Source organism: Pseudomonas sp. BS3767, from assembly GCF_900099665.1.
In the GTDB taxonomy this organism is placed as follows: domain Bacteria; phylum Pseudomonadota; class Gammaproteobacteria; order Pseudomonadales; family Pseudomonadaceae; genus Aquipseudomonas; species Aquipseudomonas cerasi.
The window spans coordinates 537,096-560,207 of the sequence record NZ_FNCX01000002.1 but is presented as its reverse complement, the minus strand read 5'-3'; the positions used below and the strand labels follow the sequence as shown (position 1 = coordinate 560,207).

Genomic DNA, 23,112 nt, shown 5'->3' with positions numbered 1-23,112 from the left:
GGATCCAATGGCTTGCGAAAGGCGAGGCGTACGATGAGCAAAGAAGTACTGCTGGTTGTTGAGTCGGTGTCCAATGAAAAGGGCGTTCCGGCAAGTGTAATTTTTGAAGCGCTGGAGCTGGCTCTTGCCACCGCTACCAAGAAACGTTTTGAAGATGAAGTAGAACTGCGCGTAGAGATCAATCGCCAGACAGGCAACTACGAGACTTTCCGTCGCTGGACAGTTGTCGAAGACGAAGATCTGGACGATCCTGCGCACGAATTTGCTGTGGATCAGGCCCAGGCGAAAAAGCCGGGTGCTGTTGCCGGCGACCTGATCGAAGAAAAAATCGAATCCATCGAATTCGGTCGTATCGCTGCGCAGACCGCCAAACAAGTCATTGTGCAGAAAGTTCGCGAAGCCGAGCGTGCTCAGGTGGTCGATGCCTACCGTGAGCGTCTGGGTGAAATCATTTCTGGTACTGTTAAAAAGGTTACACGTGACAATGTCATCGTTGACCTGGGTAACAATGCCGAAGCCTTGCTGGCTCGTGAAGACATTATTTCCCGGGAAACTTTCCGGGTCGGTGTTCGCGTCCGTGCTTTGCTGAAGGAAATTCGTACTGAAAACCGTGGTCCTCAGCTGATTCTGTCGCGTACTGCGCCAGAGATGCTGATCGAGCTTTTCCGCATTGAAGTTCCGGAAATTGCCGAAGGTCTCATCGAGGTGATGGCTGCCTCCCGTGACCCTGGTTCTCGTGCGAAAATCGCTGTTCGCTCCAAGGATAAACGAATCGATCCGCAAGGTGCCTGTATCGGCATGCGCGGTTCGCGAGTTCAGGCTGTTTCCGGCGAGCTGGGTGGCGAGCGTGTGGATATCGTTCTTTGGGACGATAACCCGGCGCAGTTCGTGATCAATGCAATGTCTCCTGCAGAAGTAGCGGCAATCATCGTAGATGAAGACGCGCATGCAATGGACATCGCAGTGGGAGCGGACAACCTGGCCCAGGCTATTGGTCGTGGCGGTCAGAACGTGCGTCTGGCGAGCCAGTTGACTGGCTGGACCCTGAACGTAATGACCGAATCGGACATCCAGGCCAAGCAGCAAGCTGAAACCGGTGACATCCTGCGCAATTTCATCGAAGAACTCCAAGTCGAGGAAGAATTGGCGCAGGTGCTGGTTGATGAAGGCTTCACCAGCCTGGAAGAGATTGCCTACGTACCGTTGGAAGAAATGCTCAACATCGACGGCTTTGACGAAGAAATCGTCAACGAGCTTCGCGCTCGTGCCAAGGATTGTTTGTTGACTAAAGCCATCGCTACAGAGGAAAAGCTGGCAGACGCCCATCCGGCCGAAGACCTGCTCTCGCTTGAGGGTATGGACAAGGATTTGGCGATGGAACTGGCGGTGCGCGGCGTAATTACCCGCGAAGACCTGGCCGAGCAGTCTATAGATGACCTGCTCGACATCGACGGCATTGACGATGATCGTGCCGGCAAGTTGATCATGGCCGCCCGAGCCCACTGGTTCGAGTAATTGGGCGCGGCCTGAGGAGAGAAGTGCATGACGCAAGTCACGGTGAAAGAACTGGCCAAAGTGGTCGACACACCGGTAGAGCGCCTGTTACAGCAGATGCGTGAGGCAGGTCTGCCGCACACCGCCGCCGAGCAAGTTGTGACCGATAACGAAAAACAAGCCTTGTTGACGCACCTGAAAAGCGGTCACAAGGCCAAGGTGGAAGAGCCTCGCAAGATTACCTTGCAGCGCAAGACCACCAGCACCCTGCGCGTTGCTGGCAGCAAGAGCATCAGCGTTGAAGTGCGCAAGAAGAAAGTCTTTGTGCAGCGTAGCCCGGAAGAGATCGAAGCCGAGCGCAAGCGCGAGATGGACGAACGCCGTGCGGTAGAAAATGCCGCTCGTCAAAAGGCTGAAGAAGAAGCCAAGCGTCGCGCTGAAGAAGATGCGCGCAATCAGCCTGCTGCAAGCCAGCCCGCTTCGGCTGCTGCCGAGCCTGTTGTTGCCGCCGAGCCTGTGCGTGAAGCATCGCCAGCCGCTGCTCCGGCACCGGCCAGCGCAGCGCCTTCTGCCGATGCTCGCAAGCGTGACGAACAACGTCGCCCTGACAAGCCTCGTGCTGACGACCGCAACGCCCGTGGCGGCGACGGCGAGCGTAAAAACGCTCCGCATCGCGCTTCGGTCAAGGAGAAGGCTCCGGCCCCTCGCGTTGCTCCTCGCACTACCGACGAAGAAAGCGACAGCTTCCGTCGCGGTGGCCGTGGCAAGTCCAAGCTGAAGAAGCGCAATGCTCACGGTTTCCAGAGCCCTACCGGCCCCGTCATCCGTGACGTTGCCATTGGCGAGACCATCACTGTCGGCGAATTGTCGGCACAGATGTCGGTCAAGGCTGCGGAAGTCATCAAGTTCATGTTCAAGATGGGCACCCCGGTGACCATCAATCAGGTACTGGATCAGGAAACTGCCCAGTTGATCGCCGAAGAGCTGGGCCACAAGGTCACGCTGGTCAGCGACAACGCCCTGGAAGATTCCCTGGCCGAATCGCTGAAGTTCGAAGGTGAGTCGTTCTCCCGTGCACCGGTTGTGACCGTAATGGGCCACGTCGACCACGGTAAGACCTCGCTGCTCGACTACATCCGTCGCGCCAAGGTTGCAGCTGGCGAAGCCGGCGGCATCACCCAGCACATCGGTGCCTACCACGTTGAAACCGAACGCGGCATGGTCACGTTCCTCGACACCCCTGGTCACGCCGCGTTTACCGCCATGCGTGCTCGTGGTGCCAAGGCAACGGATATCGTGATTCTGGTGGTTGCAGCTGACGACGGCGTGATGCCTCAGACCATCGAAGCTGTTCAGCATGCTGTTGCGGCTGGCGTTCCGCTGGTTGTTGCGGTGAACAAGATCGACAAGCCTGGTGCTGACCTCGATCGTATCCGCAGCGAGCTGTCGGTCCATGGCGTGACGTCCGAAGAGTGGGGCGGTGATACGCCTTTCGTTTCGGTCTCCGCGAAGATGGGTACTGGCGTCGACGAATTGCTGGAAGCTGTTCTGCTGCAGGCCGAAGTCCTGGAACTCAAGGCAACCCCGTCGGCCCCGGGTCGTGGTGTTGTTGTCGAGTCCCGTCTGGACAAGGGCCGTGGTCCGGTCGCTACTGTTCTGGTTCAGGACGGTACGCTGCGTCAGGGCGACATGGTGCTGGTCGGTTCGAACTTCGGCCGCATCCGCGCCATGCTCGACGAGAACGGCAAGCCGGTCAAAGAAGCAGGTCCTTCGATTCCGGTCGAAATCCTGGGTCTTGACGGTACTCCGGATGCTGGCGACGAAATGTCGGTGCTGGCTGACGAGAAGAAAGCCCGTGAAGTCGCATTGTTCCGCCAGGGCAAGTTCCGCGAGGTCAAACTGGCTCGCGCTCATGCCGGCAAGCTGGAGAACATCTTCGAGAACATGGGTCAGGAAGAGAAGAAGACGCTTAACATCGTCCTCAAGTCCGACGTCCGCGGTTCTCTGGAAGCATTGCAGGGCGCCCTTGGTGGCCTGGGTAACGACGAAGTGCAAGTGCGCGTAGTGGGTGGCGGTGTCGGTGGTATCACCGAGAGCGACGCCAACCTGGCACTGGCCTCCAACGCTGTACTGTTTGGCTTCAACGTGCGTGCCGATGCTGGCGCGCGCAAGATCGTCGAGCAGGAAGGTCTGGACATGCGTTACTACAACGTGATCTACGACATCATCGAAGACGTCAAGAAAGCCCTTACCGGCATGCTTGGCAGCGACGTCCGGGAGAATATCCTGGGTATCGCCGAAGTCCGCGATGTGTTCCGTTCGCCGAAATTCGGCGCGATCGCAGGGTGTATGGTTCTGGAAGGCACTGTCTACCGTAACCGTCCGATTCGTGTTCTGCGCGAAGACATCGTTATCTTTGAAGGCGAGCTGGAATCCCTGCGCCGCTTCAAGGACGACGCTGCCGAAGTACGTGCAGGCATGGAATGCGGTATCGGCGTCAAGAGCTACAACGACGTCAAGGTTGGTGACAAGATCGAAGTCTTCGAGAAGGTCCAAGTGGCTCGCAGCCTCTAAATCGCGAGCTTCAGGAGTCATGGTGGGAGCCTCGCATGCAAATGCCCTGCTTTCCCCATGGGCTCTAAACGCAACGCCCGGTCTGGCAATTGTCAGGCCGGGCGTTTGCCGCTTTCAGACTGTCAGGGTTTGGTCCCGGATCAGTAACAGGTAACAAGCATGGCAAAAGAATACAGCCGTACCCAACGTATCGGCGATCAGATGCAGCGCGAACTGGCGCAGCTGATCCGTCGCGAAATCAAGGACCCGCGTGTGGGTCTGGTCACCATCACCGCCGTAGACGTCAGCCGTGACGTGGGTCATGCGAAGATTTTCATGACCGTCATGGGCCAGGACAGCGCGGAAGAAATCGCGCAGACCATCAAGGTGCTCAACGCTGCCGCAGGCTTCCTGCGCATGCAGTTGGCCCGCGAAATGAAGCTGCGCAGCGTACCGCAACTGCACTTCCACTATGACGAAAGCGTCGTGCGTGGCGCGCATCTCTCGGCACTGATCGAGCGTGCCGTTGCAGAAGACGGTCAGCATCAGGAAGGCCCCGCATCGACGGATGCAAAGCCTGAAAGTACCGAGGAATAAAGAGTGGCTCAGGTCAAGCGTATACGCCGCAATGTCAGCGGGATCATCCTGCTCGACAAGCCACTGGGTTTCACGTCCAACGCCGCTCTGCAAAAGGTTCGCTGGCTGCTCAATGCCGAGAAAGCCGGGCATACCGGCAGCCTTGATCCTCTGGCAACGGGTGTTCTGCCGTTGTGTTTTGGTGAAGCGACCAAGTTCTCTCAGTACCTGCTCGATTCGGACAAGTCCTACGAGACCCTGGCGCAACTGGGCAAGACCACGACCACTGCCGATTCTGAAGGCGAGGTTTTGCTCACGCGTCCGGTGACCGTTGGTCGCGACGATATCGAAGCGGCTCTGCCGCATTTTCGCGGACAAATCAGCCAGATACCTCCCATGTACTCGGCCCTCAAGCGTGATGGCCAGCCACTTTACAAGCTGGCGCGTGCAGGGGAAGTAGTGGAGCGCGAGCCCCGTTCTGTTACTATTACGCGCCTGGAATTACTTGATTGCGAAGGCGACACAGCACGTCTGTCCGTCGATTGCAGCAAAGGCACCTATATCCGCACGCTGGTCGAGGATATCGGTGAGAAGCTCGGTTGTGGTGCTTATGTCGCAGAATTGCGTCGTACCCAGGCCGGGCCTTTCACGCTGGCTCAGACAGTGACGCTGGAAGAGCTCGAGCAGGTGCATGCCGATGGCGGCAATGAAGCGGTCGACCGTTTCCTGATGCCATCGGACAGCGGTCTGCTGGACTGGCCGCTGTTGAAGTTTTCGGAACACAGTTCGTTTTACTGGTTGCATGGTCAGCCAGTACGCGCGCCGGACGCACCGAAATTCGGTATGGTTCGCGTGCAGGATCACGAAGGTCGCTTCATCGGTATCGGTGAAGTCGCCGAAGACGGGCGCATTGCGCCGCGTCGCTTGATTCGGTCAGAGTGACCGAAACCAGTCCAGGCGTCGGCTTGCCGGCGAGTGGGGTGGAACGAGGATGGCTGTCAACAGGCACGGTCATACCTCATTTTTTAATACGAGGATCTGTCCTCGGCCTGTTGGAAACGTTTCTCCGGAAGCGCTTCCTTGCACAAAAGGATTGCCCACATGGCACTCAGCGTTGAAGAAAAAGCTCAGATCGTAACCGACTACCAGCAAGCTGTTGGTGACACTGGTTCGCCAGAAGTGCAAGTTGCACTGCTGACCGCCAACATCAACAAACTGCAAGGCCACTTCAAGGCCAACGGTAAGGACCACCACTCGCGTCGTGGTCTGATCCGTATGGTAAACCAGCGTCGCAAGCTGCTGGATTACCTGAAAGGTAAGGACGTTAGCCGTTACAGCGCCCTGATCGGTCGTCTGGGTCTGCGTCGCTAATAACGACGTTGCTAGAGGTTGGTTGTCTGTCACGATCCGTCGGGTTTGCCCGGTGGTTCTGGCAGGCTCCCAGCCTCAAGTTTTATCTGGGCTGTGGAAGGGGCCGATTCCCCACGCTGCCCAAGAATTCGCAAGAAACCAGTTCCCCAAGAGCCACAAAGAAAGGTAGGAAACCGTGAACCCGGTAATCAAAAAGTTTCAGTTCGGTCAATCGACCGTAACCCTCGAGACAGGCCGTATCGCCCGTCAAGCCTCTGGTGCAGTATTGGTCACCGTTGACGACGACGTCAGCGTACTCGTGACTGTGGTCGGCGCCAAACAGGCTGACGCTGGCAAAGGCTTCTTCCCTCTGTCCGTGCACTATCAGGAAAAAACCTACGCTGCCGGCAAGATCCCTGGCGGTTTCTTCAAGCGTGAAGGCCGTCCTTCCGAGAAAGAAACCCTGACTTCGCGCCTGATCGACCGCCCGATCCGCCCGTTGTTTCCAGAAGGCTTCATGAACGAAGTGCAGGTTGTCTGCACCGTCGTCTCCACCAGCAAGAAAACCGATCCGGACATCGCTGCGATGATCGGTACTTCGGCTGCCCTGGCCATCTCCGGTATCCCGTTTGACGGTCCGGTTGGTGCTGCCCGCGTTGCTTTCCACGAAAGCACCGGCTACCTGTTGAACCCGACTTACGAGCAACTGCAGGCTTCGAGCCTGGACATGGTCGTTGCCGGTACTTCCGAAGCCGTCCTGATGGTTGAATCGGAAGCCAAAGAGCTGACCGAAGACCAGATGCTGGGCGCTGTGCTGTTCGCGCATGACGAGTTCCAGGTCGTGATCAACGCCATCAAGGAACTGGCTGCCGAAGCCGCCAAGCCTACCTGGGCGTGGCTGCCTAAGCCTGAAGCGACTGAACTGCTGAGCGCTATCCGCTCCGAGTTCGGCGAAGCGATCTCCCAGGCTTACACCATCACCGTCAAAGCCGACCGTTATGCGCGTCTGGGCGAGCTGAAAGATCAGATCGTTGCCAAACTGGCTGTGGAAGAAGGCAGCCCGTCTGCCAGCGAAGTCAAAGCCGCTTTCGGTGAAATCGAATACCGCACCGTTCGCGAAAACATCGTTAACGGCAAGCCGCGTATCGATGGCCGTGACACGCGCACCGTACGTCCTCTGAACATCGAAGTCGGTGTTCTGCCAAAGACCCACGGTTCGGCACTGTTCACCCGTGGCGAAACTCAGGCGCTGGTTGTTGCCACGCTGGGTACTGCACGTGACGCACAGCTGCTCGATACGCTCGAAGGCGAGAAAAAAGACCCCTTCATGCTGCACTACAACTTCCCTCCGTTCTCGGTGGGCGAGTGTGGCCGCATGGGCGGCGCAGGTCGTCGTGAAATCGGTCACGGCCGTCTGGCCCGTCGCAGTGTCCAGGCCATGCTGCCAGGCGCAGACGTGTTCCCGTACACCATCCGTGTTGTGTCGGAAATCACCGAGTCCAACGGCTCCAGCTCCATGGCTTCGGTCTGTGGTGCTTCCCTGGCTCTGATGGACGCTGGTGTGCCGATGAAGGCGCCGGTTGCCGGTATCGCCATGGGCCTGGTCAAGGAAGGCGAGAAGTTCGCCATTCTGACCGACATCCTGGGTGACGAAGACCATCTGGGCGACATGGACTTCAAGGTAGCCGGTACCTCCAAAGGTGTTACCGCGCTGCAGATGGACATCAAGATCAAAGGCATCACCGAAGAAATCATGGAGATCGCCCTGGGCCAGGCCCTGGAAGCTCGCCTGAACATTCTCGGTCAGATGAACCAGATCATCGGTCAGTCGCGTAACGAACTGTCAGCCAACGCTCCGACGATGATCGCGATGAAGATCGACACCGACAAGATCCGTGACGTGATCGGCAAGGGTGGCGCAACCATCCGTGCCATCTGCGAAGAAACCAAGGCTTCGATCGACATCGAAGACGACGGCTCGATCAAGATCTTCGGCGAGTCCAAGGAAGCGGCTGAGGCAGCACGTCAGCGCGTTCTGGGTATCACCGCAGAAGCGGAGATCGGCAAGATCTACGTCGGTAAGGTTGAGCGCATCGTCGATTTCGGCGCATTCGTCAACATCCTGCCGGGCAAGGATGGTCTGGTTCACATCTCGATGCTGAGCGATGCTCGCGTAGAGAAAGTGACCGATATCCTCAAGGAAGGTCAGGAAGTCGAAGTACTGGTACTGGACGTGGATAACCGCGGCCGTATCAAGCTGTCGATCAAGGACGTAGCCGCAGCGAAAGCGTCGGGCGTCTGATTGATCTGAGCTGCAGATGAAAAAGGACTCTTCGGAGTCCTTTTTTTATGAGCGCAATTAGAGGCTTACACATGGAGCATGCAAACTGCTCGGTACAAACATGCATCTTGCAAGCCCGGGTTTGGACGAACGGGCAATCTGCACGACTCAGCAAAACAAAGAAAAACATAAGCAATTGATTTTAAAGGCTATTTTAACTGTCTCGTTTTTGGCACACCGCTTGCGATATACCTGTTAACCCTGCCACCACATGCTGGTGCAGATTTTGAGAAAAACAGGAGTTATCGTATGAAGAAGTTCGCTATTGCCGCTGCTACCGCTACTGCCCTGACTCTGACCATGGCCAACGCTGCTTTCGCACAGACCTCGGCTCAAGCGCCAATGGTTCTGGCAGCTAACACCACTACTCAAGAAGTCAAAGAAGACACTTCTGACACCTGGATCACCACCAAAGTCAAAGCTGATCTGCTGACTGAAAAAGGCATCCCAGGTTCGGACATCAAGGTTGAGACCAACAAAGGTGTGGTTTCCCTGTCCTCCATGGTAAAAGTTACCGAAGCTCAGAAAAACACTGCCGTCGCTATCACCAAGAAAATCAAAGGTGTTAAAGACGTATCGGCTGCTGGCCTGAAAGCCGAGTAATCGAATACTGCTCATGAACACCCGCAGTCATTGATTGATGGAAGGTTCATGCGAGGCTACAAGGATGTAGCCATTAAAGGCCCCGACTGAAGAGTCGGGGCCTTTTCTATGGGCGCTACGAAACACATGAAGGGAAGGGGAGCCGGGGGATCAGTTGCGGCGTTTGCTCTCGATGCCTACCAGGCGACCGCCTTCAAAGCGCAGGTACTGATACATGCCGTTATCAGGACCGTAGATCCATTCCTCGATCTTCACGGCTTCTGACCTTCGATAATTACTACTAAAGGTTTCCCGAGTGCCGAGTACTTCCTGGCTGACCGGTTCGCCGCATTTCTGCTGGACCTCGAACGTCCGGTCGCCGGTGCTGACCAGCTGGCTGCCGCAACGCAGGGTCGAGGTGGCATACGCTGATGCGACAACTGACCCGGCCATGGCGGCGAGGGTCAGGTTGATCAGCCGTTTGATTCGGGTGTGTGCCAATGGCTTCATTCGCTGTCGAGGTGGAGGGGGCTGATGACTTTACCATCCGGTTGGGCCTGACCCAGTTGCGCGTCGACGAAGTACACGCGAGCGTCTTCTAGCTTGCCCTTGTCCACCAGGTAATCCTTGATACTGCTGGCTCTGCTCTGGCCCAGTTCGCGCAGCAGCACCTCATTGCTGCTCCAGAACTTGAGTACGGCGGCACGCATCTGGGCAGCACGCTGCTCCTTGCCCAGACTGGCCCACTCAGCGGGCGGTTGCTGTTTCAGGCGTGTCCTGTAGATACCTTCGAGCATAGGCGCCTTTTCCTCTTCCGGGACCTCTATCAAACCGGCCCTGGCTGGAACCTTGTCGCCGCGCCGCTGGAGGATCTTGTAGTACGTGTACTGGTATTCGCGTTCCAGTCTTTGCTGAGCGATCAATGGACCGTCACTGCTGGCGGCGCTGGTGCCTTCGATCTCCAGCTTCAGGTCCGGACGTTCCTTGAGCGCCACCGAGAGCTTGTCCAGGGCCTTTTGCGCCTCTGCCGACAAGTCACTGGAGCCTGGCGCGAAACTTACGCTGCCGAGGTCCTCGGAGCTTCCACCGGCAACCAGCCCGCCGAGCATCTTGAACGGAGCCTGTGCTGCACGCAGCACCAGGTTACGCAGGGTCTGCCAGACAATCGGCATGACGCTGAACTGCGGGTTGTTCAAGTCGCCTTCGATGGGCAGCTCCAAGGAAATGCGCCCTTGGGTATCCTTGAGCAGCGCGACCGCCAGACGAATAGGCAGGTCCAGCGCATCCGGGCTGTCGACCCGTTCACCCAGCTGTAGCTGCTCCACCAGCACCTTGTTCTGGGCCTTGAGCTGGCCCTTGGTAATCAGGTAGTGCAGGTCGAGATTGAGCCGGCCCTTGCGGATCCGGAAACCTGCGAACTTGCCGGAGTAGGGGGTGAGGTTGGTCAGCTCGACGCGCTTGAAGCTGGTGGTGATATCCAGACTGGCCATCGGGTCGAACGGGTTGAGGCTGCCCTTGATGGTGACCGGCGCATAGCGGTCGACCTTGCCCTCGATATTCACGGGGGCCGGTGTAGGCTTGCGATTGTCGATGGTGCCGATACGCCCATTGAGTTGCTGCACGGCGGTGGCGAAGTTGGGGGTCAGGGTCATGTCGGCAAAGTTTGCCGAGCCATCGTTGATATTCACTTCACCCACGTAGATCGCCAGCGGGTTTTCCTTCTTGCCTACGGCTTGCGTTCTGGCTGCCTTTGGCTGGCTGGCGGTTTTGCCGGCAGCCGCATCGGCTGGCTGCGGGATCAATAGATCATCGATGTTGGTGGTCCGGTCCTCATTGATCATGAAGCGCGCGTAGGGCTGATCCATGTTCACTTTGGCAATCGACAGGCCCTTGCCGTGCTGGTAGTCCAGCCCCTCGAGCGCCAATTGCTGCCACTTCAGAAAGTCGCGCTGCTTGAGCGTATCCAGCGTGTGCAACTGATTGACCTGTGCTTTACCGGTGACGCTGAACGCCAGTGGCTCGGTGCTTTTCAGGTCGACCGCCAGATCGCTGCCGAGCATGCCACTGCGCAGCTCCAGACGAATGAACGGGCTGATGTAGGCCTGAGCGAGGCGCAGGTCGATGTCGCGGGTGGTTACGTTGAGTCGTGCGCTGACCGGGTTGAGGTTCACTTCACCGGCGGCAGTGAGATTGCCCTGTTTGCCCAGCCCGGTATCCAGCTTGAGCGTGAAGGGCGCCTTGTTCAGGCTGTCGAAGTTCTGGATGTCCAGATTCAGTGGGCCAACGTCCAGCGCGACCGGCTCTTGAGGTACGCGATCTGCCAGATGGACCATGTAGTTGCGCAACTGCACATCCCGCAACAGGACTTGCCAGGGTTTGCTCTGCGCCACGGGTTGATCGCTGGCTTTGGCTGAGGCCTCGGTGGCAGGCGCCGGCTCGGCGGCTTTTTCGTCCACCGCTGGCGTGTGCGTTGCTGCGGGCTTGCCAGGTTGGCTGGCAAACAGTTTTTGCCAGTCCAGTTGCCCGTCGGTTTCACGTGCGGCCCAGGTTTCCAGCTTCTGGCTGCGGACCTTGCCTACGGTAACCAGCTGCTTTGCGAGGTCGACCGATGTTTCGCTGACGTCCATGCGTTGCAGGCGTACCAACGGGCGACCGTCGGGAGCGTTGAGCGCGAAAGGCGCGACACTGGCCGAGACGTTGGTCAACTTGAGCTCGGTCTTCTTGGACAGGTTCAGTGTGTAGGCCGTGCTGAAATTCAGCACGCCGTCCTCAAGCGCCAGCGGCAAGGCATCACGTACGTAAGGCCACCACAGTTTCATCTTGCTGTCGGTGACCTTCAGCGTGCCCTCGGAGGTGATCGGGATCAGGCTGATGCGGCCGACCCAGTCGATCTGCCCACCGTCCGGACCCGCCGCGACCAGGGTCATGTCGGCATTGTCTTCAGGCAGTGTGCTGAGGTTCTTGAGCTCGAAATCCAGCGCGTCGTATAGAAACTCGATGGGCTGGCTGGGGCGCAGGTCCTGGAAGTGAACGTAGCCTCCCGCCAGTTTGATTTCGTCGATACGCAGCGGGAATGGCTTGGTGGCGGGTTCGTCCTTTGTCGGTTCGCTGGCGGGCAGCTTGAACAGCTGTGCCAGATTGAGCTTGCCCTGTTTGTCGAACAGCAACTCGGTGCGTGGTTTGATCAGCTCGACGCGTTGCAGATGCAGGGCCCGCGTCCACAGGCTGTTGATTTGCAGATTGGCATAAAGCTTTTCAAACGCCACCTGCTCCTTGCCTGGCGTGCCGATGTTCAGGCCCCAGAGCGTCAGCTCCAGCGTGAAGGGGTTGAATTCCAGGCGTTCGAGTTTTGCCGGCACTGTGGCGTAATTGGCCAGTTGCTGGTTCGCGATCCGCAGAGCGACGCCGGGAAGAATGAAAAAACCCAGCAAACTGTAGAGCGCGATCACAGCCAGCAGGGAGCCAAGTGTGCGTTTCAATCCTCTGGACATGGGCAGCGGCGTCTCTCTCTTTTGGAAGCCCTTGGAGTATGGCATGCCTGTTCGGTTCCGAAGGCACTGCCGTCGCGGCTTGTAGGAACTTTCCGGTTGTACGTTAAGCTATCAAGCGCCGGATCAGAGTTGCAGAATCAGCGTTTTCAGCGGCGGTTGATTGTCCTGAGACGGGAAGTCTGCAGCGGGACGCATCTCCTGGCAGTCGCGCACCGGACGCCCGGCCTTGGTGGCACAGCGCAGTACCTGTTCACGCCAGTCCTGCATGCTGACTTTCGCCAGATTGTTGCAGCAGATCAGCACGCCATCGTCTGCCGTGGTCAACAGCGCAGGTTTGAGCAGGCTTTGATAGTCGCGCAGCAGGTCAACGGTGCCGAACGCGCTCTTGGCCCAGGCGGGTGGATCAAGCAGGACCAGATCATATTGGCGCTGTTGCAGTTTCACGTAGCTGGGCAATTGCTGGCTGCGGCGTGCGGCAATGGGCAGCCCGGCCAACTGGCGGATTGCCGGAAAATAATCCGACTGGATGAATTGCATCGGCGGCAGTTGCGGATTGAGCGCGCCATTCTCGCGACCCACCGCCAGATTGCCTTCGGCGAAGTCCAGATTGCACACTTCACTCGCGCCACCGGCCGCAGCACTGAGGCCGACGCCGCAGGTGTAGGCGAACAGATTCAGCACGCTTTTCCCGGCGCTGTGCTGCTTGACCCAGCCGCGGGCGTTGCGCAGGTCGAGAAACAACAGCGGGTCCTGGCCTGCATGCCGGCCGCGGACCCGGTAATTGAGCCCCCATTCGTGGCCGACATGATCGGCCAGAGCCGCTTCTTCAGCCTTGTACACGGTGTCATGGCGATCCACGCGCGAGTTGCCTTGCGAGCGATCGTTATAGACCAGCAGGGTATCCAGGCCCAGACGCGTGTTGGCCTGTTCATGCAGCGCCAGCAGGGCATCGCGATCCAGGCGGGTATGAAAGCTCTGCACCAGCAATTGCGGGCCGTAGCGGTCGATGGTCAGCCCGCTGGCGCCCTCCTGGCTGCCGTGAAACAGTCGATAGCAGTCCGTCCCCTGCCCATGCAATTGGTCAAGCAACGCCTGGCGATTATCGAGGGCGACGCTGAGCGCCTGATTCAAGGAAGACATGCTGAGCGCCTCGGGCTGGAATAAGGCGCGGGAGTTTACCAGTTACCGGACGCCGGGGGTTTTTGAAGTCTGCCATGCGCTTGATCTCCTGCGTTGTCATACAGCGCCAATATTCCCCTGCTACGGTGCTTTTTTGCCTGTCAGCGAGGGGATAACCGTGAGCCAGTTCGATCTCAAGCGTCGCCGTGTCATCCAGGCCGTTGGAACGGTAGGTGCCGGTCTGCTGTTACCGGGTGTTGCGCCGGCGGTCATCGCCTCGGTGCAGGATCGTCCGAAGATGATGGATGGCGTGCAGTCCGGCGATGTGTTCGGCGACAAGGCGATCGTCTGGAGCCGAAGCGACCGGCCTTCGCGCATGGTCGTCGAGTGGGACACGCGCAGCATGTTCACCCAGCCACGCCGCGTGGTGTCGGCGCTGGCCGATCAGCGTAGCGACTTTACCGCGCGGGTCGAGTTGAGCGGGCTGCCGGTCGATCAGGCGATTTTCTACCGGGTGTCTTTCGAGGATGCGCAGAGCGGTGTCGTCAGTGAACCGTGGTTCGGCCATTTGCGCAGCACACCGCAGCAGCGCCGCGACATCCGCTTCGTCTGGAGCGGCGATACGGTCGGGCAGGGCTTTGGCATCAACCCCGATATTGGCGGCATGCGTATTTATGAAGCCATGCGTTTGCGCTTGCCGGACTTTTTTATCCACAGCGGTGACACCATCTACGCCGACAGCCCGGTGCCGGAGCAGCTCACCACGGAGGACGGGCGTATCTGGCGCAACATCACCACCGAGGCCAAGAGCAAGGTGGCGGAGACCCTTGACGAATACCGGGGCAATTACCGCTACAACCTGATGGATGAAAACCTGCGTCGCTTCAACGCCGAAGTACCGCAGATCTGGCAGTGGGATGATCACGAAGTCACCAACAACTGGTCGCCCAGCAAACAGCTCGATGATCGCTACAAGGTCAAGGACATCAGCCTGCTGTCCTCGCGGGCCCGCCAGGCTTATCTGGAATACGCGCCATTACGCTTGCAGGAAGCCGACAACGGCGGACGCATTTATCGCAAGATCCCTTACGGTCCGATGCTCGACGTCTTCGTCCTCGACATGCGCAGCTATCGCGCCGGCAACGATGCCAACCTGGCTGACAAACCGGGTCCGACCACTGCGTTTCTGGGCCGTGAGCAACTGGACTGGCTCAAGCGCGAGCTCAATGCGTCGCGCGCGCAGTGGAAAGTCATCGCGGCGGACATGCCCATCGGCCTGGGCGTTCCGGATGGTGAGGTCAGCCCCGGCGTACAGCGTTGGGAGGCCATCGCCAACGGCAATGACGGGCCGGCCTCGGGGCGCGAGCTGGAGGTCGCCGAATTGCTGGCGTACCTGCGCGCGCAGAAGATTCGCGATTGTGTCTGGCTGACGGCCGACGTGCATTACTGCGCTGCGCATCATTATCAGCCGGATCTGGCCGAGTTTCAGGACTTCGACCCGTTTTGGGAGTTCGTTGCCGGGCCGTTGAATGCCGGTAGCTATGGTCCCAATGTGCTGGACAAGACCTTTGGCCCCGAGCTGGTGTTCCAGAAGGCGCCTCCTGCGCAGAACACCTCGCCATTTGCGGGTTTTCAGTTCTTTGGTGAAGTGAATATCGACGGACAGACCGGTGAGATGACCGTGACGCTGCGCGATCTCGACGGGGTCTCGGTCTTCGAGCGCAGGCTCCAGCCTGAGAAGGCAGTCAGCCGCATCGTCTGATAAACAACCGCTGTGGCGGGTTGATCAGGGCTTCGGAAATTCCGTGCAACATGCTTGTCGTCGGTGGCCTATCATGAGCTACCTAACGACGGGACCGGATGCGTTGCATGCTGGCTATTTTTCTCGAAACCCTGAACATCACCGCCCCGGTGTTTGCCATGCTGTTTCTGGGCGTGTTCCTCAGGCGTATCGGTGCGATCAATGATGGTTTCATCGTTGCGGCTTCCGGGCTGGTGTTCAACGTCACCATGCCTGCGCTGCTGTTTCTGGGCATTATTCACGCCGACCTGCGCACCGCATTGCAGCCCAAACTGCTGATTTTTTTCAGCGTTGCGACGCTCCTGAGTTTCGCGTTCGCCTGGGGATGGGCGATCTGGCGTTGCCCGTACGAAGAGCGCGGGATCTACGTCCAGGGCGCGTTTCGTGGCAATAACGGGGTCATCGGTCTGGCCCTGGCGGCCAGCATGTACGGGCCTGATGGCATTTCACTGGGCGCCATTCTCGCCGCGTTGGTCATCGTCTTTTACAACACGTTATCGACGGTGGTATTGGCGGTTTACAGCCCGGTGATCAAGTCCGACCCCTGGAGCATCTTCAAAAGCGTGCTGGCCAACCCGCTGATCATCAGTGTGATCATCGCCTCGCCCTTCGCTTACTTCGCCATCGGCTTGCCCAAATGGCTGGAAACCTCCGGCAGCTATCTTGCCCAGATGACCCTGCCGCTGGCACTGATCTGCATCGGTGGCACGCTGTCGCTGGCGTCGTTGCGCAAGAGTGGAAAACTGGCTGTCAGCGCCAGCGTCATGAAGATGGTCACGCTGCCAGTGCTGTGCACGCTGGCCGCCTGGCTGGCCGGTTTTCGCGGCGCTGAACTGGGGATTCTGTTCCTGTATTTCGGCAGCCCGACAGCGGCTGCCAGCTACATCATGGCGCGTACGGCCAACGGCAATTACGAGCTGGCCGCTGCGATCATCGTCATCACCACGCTGGCTGCCGCGGTCACGACCAACGTGGGGATTTTCATCCTGCAATGGGGCGGCTGGATCTAATCGGTTTTGACGTAGCTGTCGATCACTTCCTGCGCCGCACGAAACGCATCGATGGCCGCTGGCACGCCGGCGTACACCGCGCAGTGCAGCAGGGCTTCGCGAATCTCCTCGACCGTGCAGCCATTGTTCAGTGCGCCACGAACGTGGCCCTTCAGTTCTTGCGGGCATTTCAGGGCGGTGAGGGCGGCCAGGGTGATCAGGCTGCGGGTTTTCAGCGGCAGACCTTCGCGACTCCAGACGCTGCCCCAGGCGTGCTCGTTGACGAAATCCTGCAGCGGCTGGCTGAAATCGGTGGCGTTCGCCAGCGCACGGTCGACGAAGACATCGCCCATCACCTGGCGACGGATCTGTTCGCCATCGCTGATCGTTTTGTCTGTCATGGCCTTGCTCCTTGTATCGATGCGGGTTGGAGGTCAGTGCTGGCGTCGCCACGCGCGAATCGTGCCCCAGACAACCACGGCACCCAGCACAGGCAACACCAGCGTGAGCATTTTGCTTTCAAGCCGTTCGGCCAGCGCCATGCCGGTGCTGATCGACAGGATATGCAGCCCGTAGGTCAGGTACAACGACAGCAGAAACAGGCCTTCCAGACGGTCTATCCGGTATCCGGAATAGAACAGCGGCACGCACAACAGCGAGACGCCGAGCATGATCGGCAGGTCGAACACCAGCGCATTTGGCGAGATCGTCAGCGGCACCGGGGCGATCAGTGCGGTCAGCCCCAGTACGCCCAGCAGGTTGAACAGGTTGCTGCCGATGACGTTACCCACGGCAATATCGCGTTCACCACGGAACGCTGCGATCAGCGAGGTCATCAGTGCCGGCAATGATGTACCGATGGCAATGATGGTCAGGCCGACGATGCGTTCGGAAAGCCCCAGGTGGATGGCAATCACCACTGAAGCGTCGACCAGCAGGTGTCCGCCAGCGGTCAGCAGCAGCAAGCCCGTGGCAAGCATGAGCATGCGTGTGAAGGTACGAGGTTTTTCGGCTGTCTCGGCATGCCCGTGGCGCGGCGCATGGCCACCCTGACGGATGATGATAATCAGGCAGGCCAGCAACCCGGCAAGCAGCAGTGCGCCGTCCAGTTTGCTGAATTCGCCGTTCCACGAAAGACCGATAGCCAGCAGGCAGGCACCGATCATCAACGGAATATCGATGTGCAGTACCTGACGGGCAACGCGTAGCGGAATGATCAGCGCGCAGAGGCCAAGGATCACCAGTACATTGAAAATGTTGCCGCCGATGACACTGCCCACGGCGATGTCGGTGTTATCGGCAAACGCGGCTTGCAGGCTGACTGCCATCTGCGGCGCACTGGTGCCCATCGCCACGACGGTCAGACCGACGATCAGTGGCCGGACCTTGAAAATCGCCGCCAGATGTACCGCTGCACGCACTGACAGTTCCGCCCCGATCAGCAGCAATAACAAGCCACTGAGCATTTGGATAAGCGCGGGGGCGGGCAGGGCCGATAGCTGGAGAATACGAGTGTCCTTGTCGGAGGTGATCGGAGGTTGGGGTTAATCCAGGGCCTGCACGCGGACTGGCGCTGTCCCGCTGCGCAGCATACCCAGTTGTTCGGCCGCTTCGCGAGAGACATCGATCAGACGGCCGCGCGTGTGAGGGCCGCGATCGTTGACGCGTACGACTACCGACCTGTCGTTGTCCAGGTTGGTGACCTTGACGCGCGTGCCGAAAGGCAGTTGTCGGTGCGCAGCGGTCAGCGCATTCTGATTGAACGGTTCGCCGCTGGCAGTGCGGTTGCCATGATGGCGGGCGCCGTAATAGGCGGCGGTGCCAGTCTCGTCGTAACCATGGGGGTCGATGATGTGGTTGGCGCACCCTGCCAGTAAGGTCAGCAGGCTGCAGGCAAAAATAAGGCGGCGCATGGGGTGGGTTCCTGAGTGCCGGAGTAGTTGTGGTTGACGCTCGTGCCAATCCTCCATGCTGGCATGCATTTCGTGACGTTCCGAGTACTCAACAGCGGACGCAGAGCGTCCGGAACTGCATTCCCACGCGGAGCGCTCAGCGTTATACATAAGTCATGAAGAGCCCAGAAGGCGGGGTCTTTGACCGCAATCGCGATGTGAATAAAGATCTCCGTGGGAGTGAGCTTGCTCACGAAGACCTTGGTCCAAACGCCCTGTCTCTAGAGGCTGTACCGGCCTATTCGCGAGCAAACTCGCTCCCACAAGACTCGTGTATAACGCTGATCGCATAGCATGGGAACGTGAGTGACGAGGATCAGCCCTCCAGCTTGGTCTTCAGCAATTCGTTGACCTGCTGCGGGTTGGCTTTGCCTTTGGAAGCTTTCATCGCCTGACCAACGAAGAAACCGAACATCTTGCCGCGCTTGGCTTCATCGGCGGCGCGATATTGTTCGACCTGCTCCGCGTTGGCTGCCAGCACCTCGTCGAGCATCGATTCAATGGCACCGCTGTCGGTGACCTGCTTCAGGCCGCGCTTTTCGATGATTTCATCGGCGCTGCCTTCACCATTGGCCATCGCCTCGAAGACCATTTTCGCGATCTTGCCGGAAATGGTGTTGTCAGTGATGCGCTTGAGCATGCCGCCCAACTGCTCGGCACTGACCGGCGACTGGTCGATCTCCAGGCCCTGCTTGTTGAGCAGGCTGCCCAGCTCGACCATGACCCAGTTGGCTGCCAGTTTGGCGTCACCACTGATGCTCACCACCTGTTCGAAGTAGTCAGCCTGCTCGCGGCTCGAAGCCAGCACGCTGGCGTCGTAGGTCGAGAGGCCGAACTGGCTCTGGAAGCGTTCGCGTTTCTGTGGTGGCAGCTCCGGCAAGGTGGCGCGGGTTTCTTCGAGGAAAGAATCCTCGATGATCACCGGCAACAGATCCGGGTCGGGGAAGTAACGGTAGTCGTTGGCTTCCTCCTTGCTGCGCATGGCGCGGGTTTCGTTGGTGTTCGGGTCATACAGGCGCGTTTGCTGGATAACCTTGCCACCGTCTTCGATCAGATCGATCTGGCGCTGAATCTCGCTGTTGATCGCCTTTTCGATAAAGCGGAACGAGTTGACGTTCTTGATCTCGCAGCGCGTGCCGAACTCGACCTGGCCCTTCGGACGAATCGATACGTTGCAGTCGCAGCGCAGCGAACCTTCGGCCATGTTGCCATCACAGATGCCCAGGTAGCGCACGATCGCGTGGATGGCCTTGACGTAAGCCACGGCTTCCTTGGCGCTGCGCATGTCCGGCTCGGAAACGATCTCCAGCAGCGGCGTGCCAGCACGGTTCAGGTCGATACCGGTCATGCCCTGGAAGTCTTCGTGCAGGCTCTTGCCTGCATCCTCTTCCAGGTGCGCACGGGTGATGCCGATGCGCTTGACCGTGCCGTCTTCAAGGGGGATGTCCAGGTGGCCCTTGCCGACGATCGGCAGCTCCATCTGGCTGATCTGATAGCCCTTGGGCAAGTCCGGGTAGAAGTAGTTCTTGCGGGCGAACACGTTGTGCTGGCCGATTTCGGCGTTGACGGCCAGGCCGAACTTGACGGCCATGCGCACGGCTTCCTTGTTCAGCACCGGCAATACGCCAGGCATGCCCAGATCGACGAGGCTGGCCTGCGTGTTGGGCTCGGAGCCGAACGTGGTCGCGCTACCGGAAAAAATCTTTGATTGGGTCGAAAGCTGGGTATGAATCTCCAGCCCGATGACGACTTCCCATTGCATGTGTTTCTCCTCAGAAGCCTTCAGGTGCGCGAGTGTGCCAGTCGGTGACTTGCTGATACTGATGCGCCACATTCAAGAGACGGCCTTCCTGGAAATACGGAGCGAGCAGTTGCACGCCGACCGGTAGACCGTCGACGAAGCCTGCAGGCATGGACAAGCCGGGCAGGCCCGCCAGGTTGGCGGTGATGGTGTAGAAGTCTTCCAGGTATTCGGCAATCGGATCGTTGGTCTTGGCGCCGATCTTCCAGGCCGGGTTGGGCGTGGTCGGGCCGAGAATCACGTCGACATCGGCGAACGCGCTCATGAAGTCGTTCTTGATCAGGCGACGGATTTTCTGCGCCTGCAGGTAATAGGCGTCGTAGTAACCCGCCGACAGCGCGTAGGCGCCGACCATGATGCGTCGCTGGACTTCCGGGCCGAAGCCTTCGGCGCGCGAGCGCTTGTACAGGTCGGTCAGGTCTTTCGGGTCTTCGCAGCGGTAGCCGAAACGCACACCGTCAAAGCGCGACAGGTTGGACGAGGCTTCAGCCGGGGCGATGACGTAGTAGGCCGGGATCGCGTGCTGCAGGTTCGGCAGGCTGATTTCCTTGACGATCGCGCCGAGCTTTTCCAGCTCCTTGACGCTTTCATGCACCAGCTGCGCGATGCGCGGGTCCAGACCTGCGCTGAAATACTCTTTCGGCACACCGATACGCAGGCCCTTGAGCGAGGTATTGAGGCTGGCGGAGTAGTCCGGAACCGGCTCGTCGATACTGGTCGAGTCCTGCGGATCGAAACCGGCCATGCCTTGCAGCAGCAGTGCGCAGTCTTCGGCCGTGCGTGCCATCGGCCCCGCCTGATCGAGGCTGGAGGCGTAGGCAATCATGCCCCAGCGCGATACGCGGCCGTAGGTCGGCTTGAGGCCCGTGAGGTTGGTCAGTGCCGCAGGTTGGCGAATCGAGCCGCCCGTGTCGGTGCCGGTCGCGGCGGGCAACAGGCGTGCAGCGACAGCGGCTGCCGAACCACCCGAAGAACCGCCAGGAACGCATTCCAGGTTCCACGGGTTTTTCACCGCGCCGTAATGGCTGGATTCGTTGGCCGAACCCATGGCGAATTCGTCCATGTTGGTCTTGCCCAGTGTCACAGTACCGGCCGTTGCCAGACGCGAAACAACCGTGGCGTCGTACGGTGCCTTGAAATTGTCGAGCATCAGCGAGCCGCAACTGGTGCGGATGCCCTGGGTGCAGAACAGGTCCTTGTGCGCCAGCGGAGCGCCGAGCAGCGGGCCGTTTTCACCAGCGGCGCGGCGCGCGTCTGCCGCCTGCGCCTGGGTGATGGCCAGGTCTTCAGTAAGGCTGATGAAGCTGTTGAGCTGCGGGTCGAGCGTCGCGATGCGCGACAGCAGAACGCGAGTCAGCTCTTCGGAAGAAAACTTTTTATCGGCGAGTCCGCGAGCGATCTCGGCCAGAGTCATTTGATGCATGCAGGCGCTTTCCCTTACTCGATGACTTTCGGAACCAGATAGAGGCCGTCTTGGACCGCTGGTGCGATGGCTTGGTAAGTGTCACGACGATTTCGCTCGGTGACGGCGTCTTCGCGCAGGCGCTGGGTGGCTTCCAGCGGGTGAGCCAGCGGCTCGATGCCAGTGGTGTCGACTGCTTGCATCTGATCGACCAGCCCAAGAATGCTGTTAAGTGCTTCGGTGGTACGCGGGATATCGGCGTCATTGAGACCCAGTCGGGCCAGATGAGCGATCTTTTCCACGTCGGAGCGTTCAAGCGCCATGGGGTATCTCCAGTGGAATGCTTATGGATTTGCTTTGTTGCCAATTGCGGAACACTATCGCGTTATTACTGTCTCAAGCCGCTAACGTCGAGGGTGGTGTTCGGAAAACCGCCAATTTAGCATATTGGCTCCTTGCCCAAAATCCCTGTCGTTGTTAGAGTTTGCCGCACTTTTTTTACCACGCGTTCCCTAGGGTCCCTTTCCCATGTTCAAGAAACTGCGTGGCATGTTTTCCAGTGATCTATCCATCGACCTGGGCACTGCCAACACCCTTATTTACGTGCGTGAGCGCGGTATCGTTCTGAATGAACCCTCTGTCGTTGCCATTCGTACTCACGGCAACCAGAAGAGTGTCGTGGCCGTCGGTACCGAAGCCAAGCGCATGCTGGGCCGTACTCCAGGCAACATCGCAGCCATTCGTCCAATGAAAGACGGCGTTATCGCCGATTTCAGCGTCTGCGAAAAAATGTTGCAGTACTTCATTAACAAGGTTCATGAAAACAGCTTTCTGCAGCCCAGCCCTCGTGTGCTGATCTGCGTTCCGTGCAAATCCACCCAGGTTGAGCGTCGCGCGATTCGCGAGTCGGCCCTGGGTGCAGGCGCACGCGAAGTCTTCCTGATCGAAGAGCCGATGGCCGCAGCAATCGGTGCCGGTCTGCCGGTGGAAGAAGCTCGCGGCTCGATGGTTGTCGACATCGGCGGCGGCACCACAGAAATCGCCCTGATTTCCCTGAACGGTGTGGTGTATGCCGAATCCGTACGGGTCGGCGGTGACCGTTTCGACGAAGCGATCATCACCTATGTGCGCCGCAACTACGGCAGCCTGATCGGCGAATCCACTGCCGAGCGCATCAAGCAGGAAATCGGTACTGCCTATCCGGGCGGTGAAGTGCGCGAAGTCGACGTCCGTGGCCGTAACCTGGCTGAAGGCGTTCCGCGTGCGTTCACGCTGAACTCCAACGAAGTACTCGAAGCACTGCAGGAGTCGCTGGCGACCATCGTTCAGGCGGTCAAGAGCGCTCTGGAGCAATCGCCTCCGGAACTGGCCTCGGACATCGCCGAGCGTGGTCTGGTCCTGACCGGTGGTGGTGCGCTGCTGCGTGATCTGGACAAGTTGTTGGCGCAGGAAACCGGTCTGCCGGTCATCGTTGCCGAAGATCCGCTGACCTGTGTAGCGCGTGGCGGTGGCCGTGCGCTGGAAATGATGGATAAGCACACCATGGATCTGCTCTCCAGCGAATAATTCGCCGGGGTGCCTTTCACGGAGTCTTTTGTATGCAGGTAGCGGATATGCTACCTGTATGCTTCAGGCTGACGCCGAAACAGGGTGCCTATCTC

At 59.0% G+C, this 23,112-nt stretch carries 19 protein-coding genes; 10 read left to right on the top strand and 9 right to left on the bottom strand.

What is annotated here, in order from left to right:
- Positions 1 to 33 precede the first annotated feature (33 nt).
- The 7 genes from nusA (at position 34) to BLR16_RS07020 (ending at position 8,917) form a co-directional block, all read left to right on the top strand.
- Positions 34 to 1,515 (top strand): transcription termination factor NusA, encoded by a 1,482-nt coding sequence (gene nusA, locus BLR16_RS07055; protein WP_003364132.1) that lies wholly within the window; start codon positions 34 to 36, stop codon positions 1,513 to 1,515.
- 27 nt (positions 1,516 to 1,542) lie between these two features.
- On the top strand, positions 1,543 to 4,068 hold the full coding sequence (infB, locus tag BLR16_RS07050) for a translation initiation factor IF-2 (protein WP_003431531.1): 2,526 nt from the start codon (positions 1,543 to 1,545) through the stop codon (positions 4,066 to 4,068).
- Positions 4,069 to 4,227: 159 nt separating this feature from the next.
- Complete coding sequence (gene rbfA / locus BLR16_RS07045) at positions 4,228 to 4,644, top strand: 30S ribosome-binding factor RbfA (RefSeq protein ID WP_003364128.1); 417 nt, start codon at positions 4,228 to 4,230, stop codon at positions 4,642 to 4,644.
- Between the two features lie 3 nt (positions 4,645 to 4,647).
- Positions 4,648 to 5,565: a tRNA pseudouridine(55) synthase TruB gene (truB, locus tag BLR16_RS07040; RefSeq protein WP_003431529.1), complete on the top strand. Its 918-nt coding sequence runs from the start codon at positions 4,648 to 4,650 to the stop codon at positions 5,563 to 5,565.
- Positions 5,566 to 5,724: 159 nt separating this feature from the next.
- A complete protein-coding gene (gene rpsO, locus BLR16_RS07035; protein WP_002555121.1) occupies positions 5,725 to 5,994 on the top strand; it encodes a 30S ribosomal protein S15 in 270 nt (89 codons plus the stop codon).
- A gap of 175 nt (positions 5,995 to 6,169) precedes the next feature.
- Positions 6,170 to 8,275, top strand: coding sequence for a polyribonucleotide nucleotidyltransferase (pnp, locus tag BLR16_RS07025; RefSeq protein ID WP_074805092.1), 2,106 nt, complete (start codon positions 6,170 to 6,172; stop codon positions 8,273 to 8,275).
- A gap of 288 nt (positions 8,276 to 8,563) precedes the next feature.
- Complete coding sequence (locus BLR16_RS07020; protein WP_002555119.1) at positions 8,564 to 8,917, top strand: BON domain-containing protein; 354 nt, start codon at positions 8,564 to 8,566, stop codon at positions 8,915 to 8,917.
- A gap of 150 nt (positions 8,918 to 9,067) precedes the next feature.
- On the opposite strand, the gene BLR16_RS07015 is transcribed toward BLR16_RS07020, so the two are convergent.
- The 3 genes from BLR16_RS07015 to BLR16_RS07005 all read right to left on the bottom strand — a co-directional run bounded on the left by BLR16_RS07015 (position 9,068) and on the right by BLR16_RS07005 (position 13,527).
- On the bottom strand, positions 9,068 to 9,406 hold the full coding sequence (locus BLR16_RS07015; RefSeq protein WP_003364124.1) for a DUF2845 domain-containing protein: 339 nt from the start codon (positions 9,404 to 9,406) through the stop codon (positions 9,068 to 9,070).
- Positions 9,403 to 12,387: a DUF748 domain-containing protein gene (locus BLR16_RS07010; protein WP_054082033.1), complete on the bottom strand. Its 2,985-nt coding sequence runs from the start codon at positions 12,385 to 12,387 to the stop codon at positions 9,403 to 9,405. Before BLR16_RS07010 ends, BLR16_RS07015 begins: the two co-directional genes overlap by 4 nt.
- Before the next feature lie 123 nt (positions 12,388 to 12,510).
- Entirely contained in the window at positions 12,511 to 13,527 is a 1,017-nt protein-coding gene (locus tag BLR16_RS07005; protein ID WP_003431522.1) for a class I SAM-dependent rRNA methyltransferase, read from the bottom strand.
- 157 nt (positions 13,528 to 13,684) lie between these two features.
- On the opposite strand from BLR16_RS07005, the gene BLR16_RS07000 reads away from it, so the two are divergent.
- Both BLR16_RS07000 and BLR16_RS06995 read left to right on the top strand, forming a co-directional pair.
- Complete coding sequence (locus BLR16_RS07000; RefSeq protein WP_074805400.1) at positions 13,685 to 15,268, top strand: alkaline phosphatase D family protein; 1,584 nt, start codon at positions 13,685 to 13,687, stop codon at positions 15,266 to 15,268.
- A 107-nt stretch (positions 15,269 to 15,375) separates the two neighbouring features.
- Complete coding sequence (locus BLR16_RS06995) at positions 15,376 to 16,317, top strand: AEC family transporter (RefSeq protein ID WP_054082035.1); 942 nt, start codon at positions 15,376 to 15,378, stop codon at positions 16,315 to 16,317.
- Here BLR16_RS06995 and BLR16_RS06990 read toward each other — a convergent pair.
- From BLR16_RS06990 to gatC, 6 genes are all read right to left on the bottom strand, one after another.
- On the bottom strand, positions 16,314 to 16,697 hold the full coding sequence (locus BLR16_RS06990; RefSeq protein WP_003431517.1) for a carboxymuconolactone decarboxylase family protein: 384 nt from the start codon (positions 16,695 to 16,697) through the stop codon (positions 16,314 to 16,316). The two genes, BLR16_RS06995 and BLR16_RS06990, sit on opposite strands and share 4 nt — an antisense overlap.
- Positions 16,698 to 16,730: 33 nt before the next feature.
- Positions 16,731 to 17,762: a calcium/sodium antiporter gene (locus tag BLR16_RS06985; RefSeq protein WP_003431514.1), complete on the bottom strand. Its 1,032-nt coding sequence runs from the start codon at positions 17,760 to 17,762 to the stop codon at positions 16,731 to 16,733.
- A gap of 78 nt (positions 17,763 to 17,840) precedes the next feature.
- The gene (locus BLR16_RS06980; RefSeq protein ID WP_003307318.1) at positions 17,841 to 18,209 is read right to left on the bottom strand and encodes a septal ring lytic transglycosylase RlpA family protein; all 369 of its coding nucleotides are present in this window, start codon (positions 18,207 to 18,209) and stop codon (positions 17,841 to 17,843) included.
- Positions 18,210 to 18,564: 355 nt separating this feature from the next.
- Complete coding sequence (gene gatB, locus BLR16_RS06975) at positions 18,565 to 20,010, bottom strand: Asp-tRNA(Asn)/Glu-tRNA(Gln) amidotransferase subunit GatB (RefSeq protein ID WP_058398014.1); 1,446 nt, start codon at positions 20,008 to 20,010, stop codon at positions 18,565 to 18,567.
- A gap of 10 nt (positions 20,011 to 20,020) precedes the next feature.
- The gene (gene gatA, locus BLR16_RS06970) at positions 20,021 to 21,472 is read right to left on the bottom strand and encodes an Asp-tRNA(Asn)/Glu-tRNA(Gln) amidotransferase subunit GatA (RefSeq protein WP_058416186.1); all 1,452 of its coding nucleotides are present in this window, start codon (positions 21,470 to 21,472) and stop codon (positions 20,021 to 20,023) included.
- 14 nt (positions 21,473 to 21,486) lie between these two features.
- On the bottom strand, positions 21,487 to 21,774 hold the full coding sequence (gene gatC, locus BLR16_RS06965) for an Asp-tRNA(Asn)/Glu-tRNA(Gln) amidotransferase subunit GatC (protein WP_002555109.1): 288 nt from the start codon (positions 21,772 to 21,774) through the stop codon (positions 21,487 to 21,489).
- A gap of 205 nt (positions 21,775 to 21,979) precedes the next feature.
- Between gatC and mreB the strand changes: the two genes are divergently transcribed.
- Positions 21,980 to 23,017, top strand: a complete 1,038-nt coding sequence (gene mreB / locus BLR16_RS06960; protein WP_002555108.1) for a rod shape-determining protein MreB — start codon at positions 21,980 to 21,982, stop codon at positions 23,015 to 23,017.
- Positions 23,018 to 23,112: the final 95 nt, after the last annotated feature.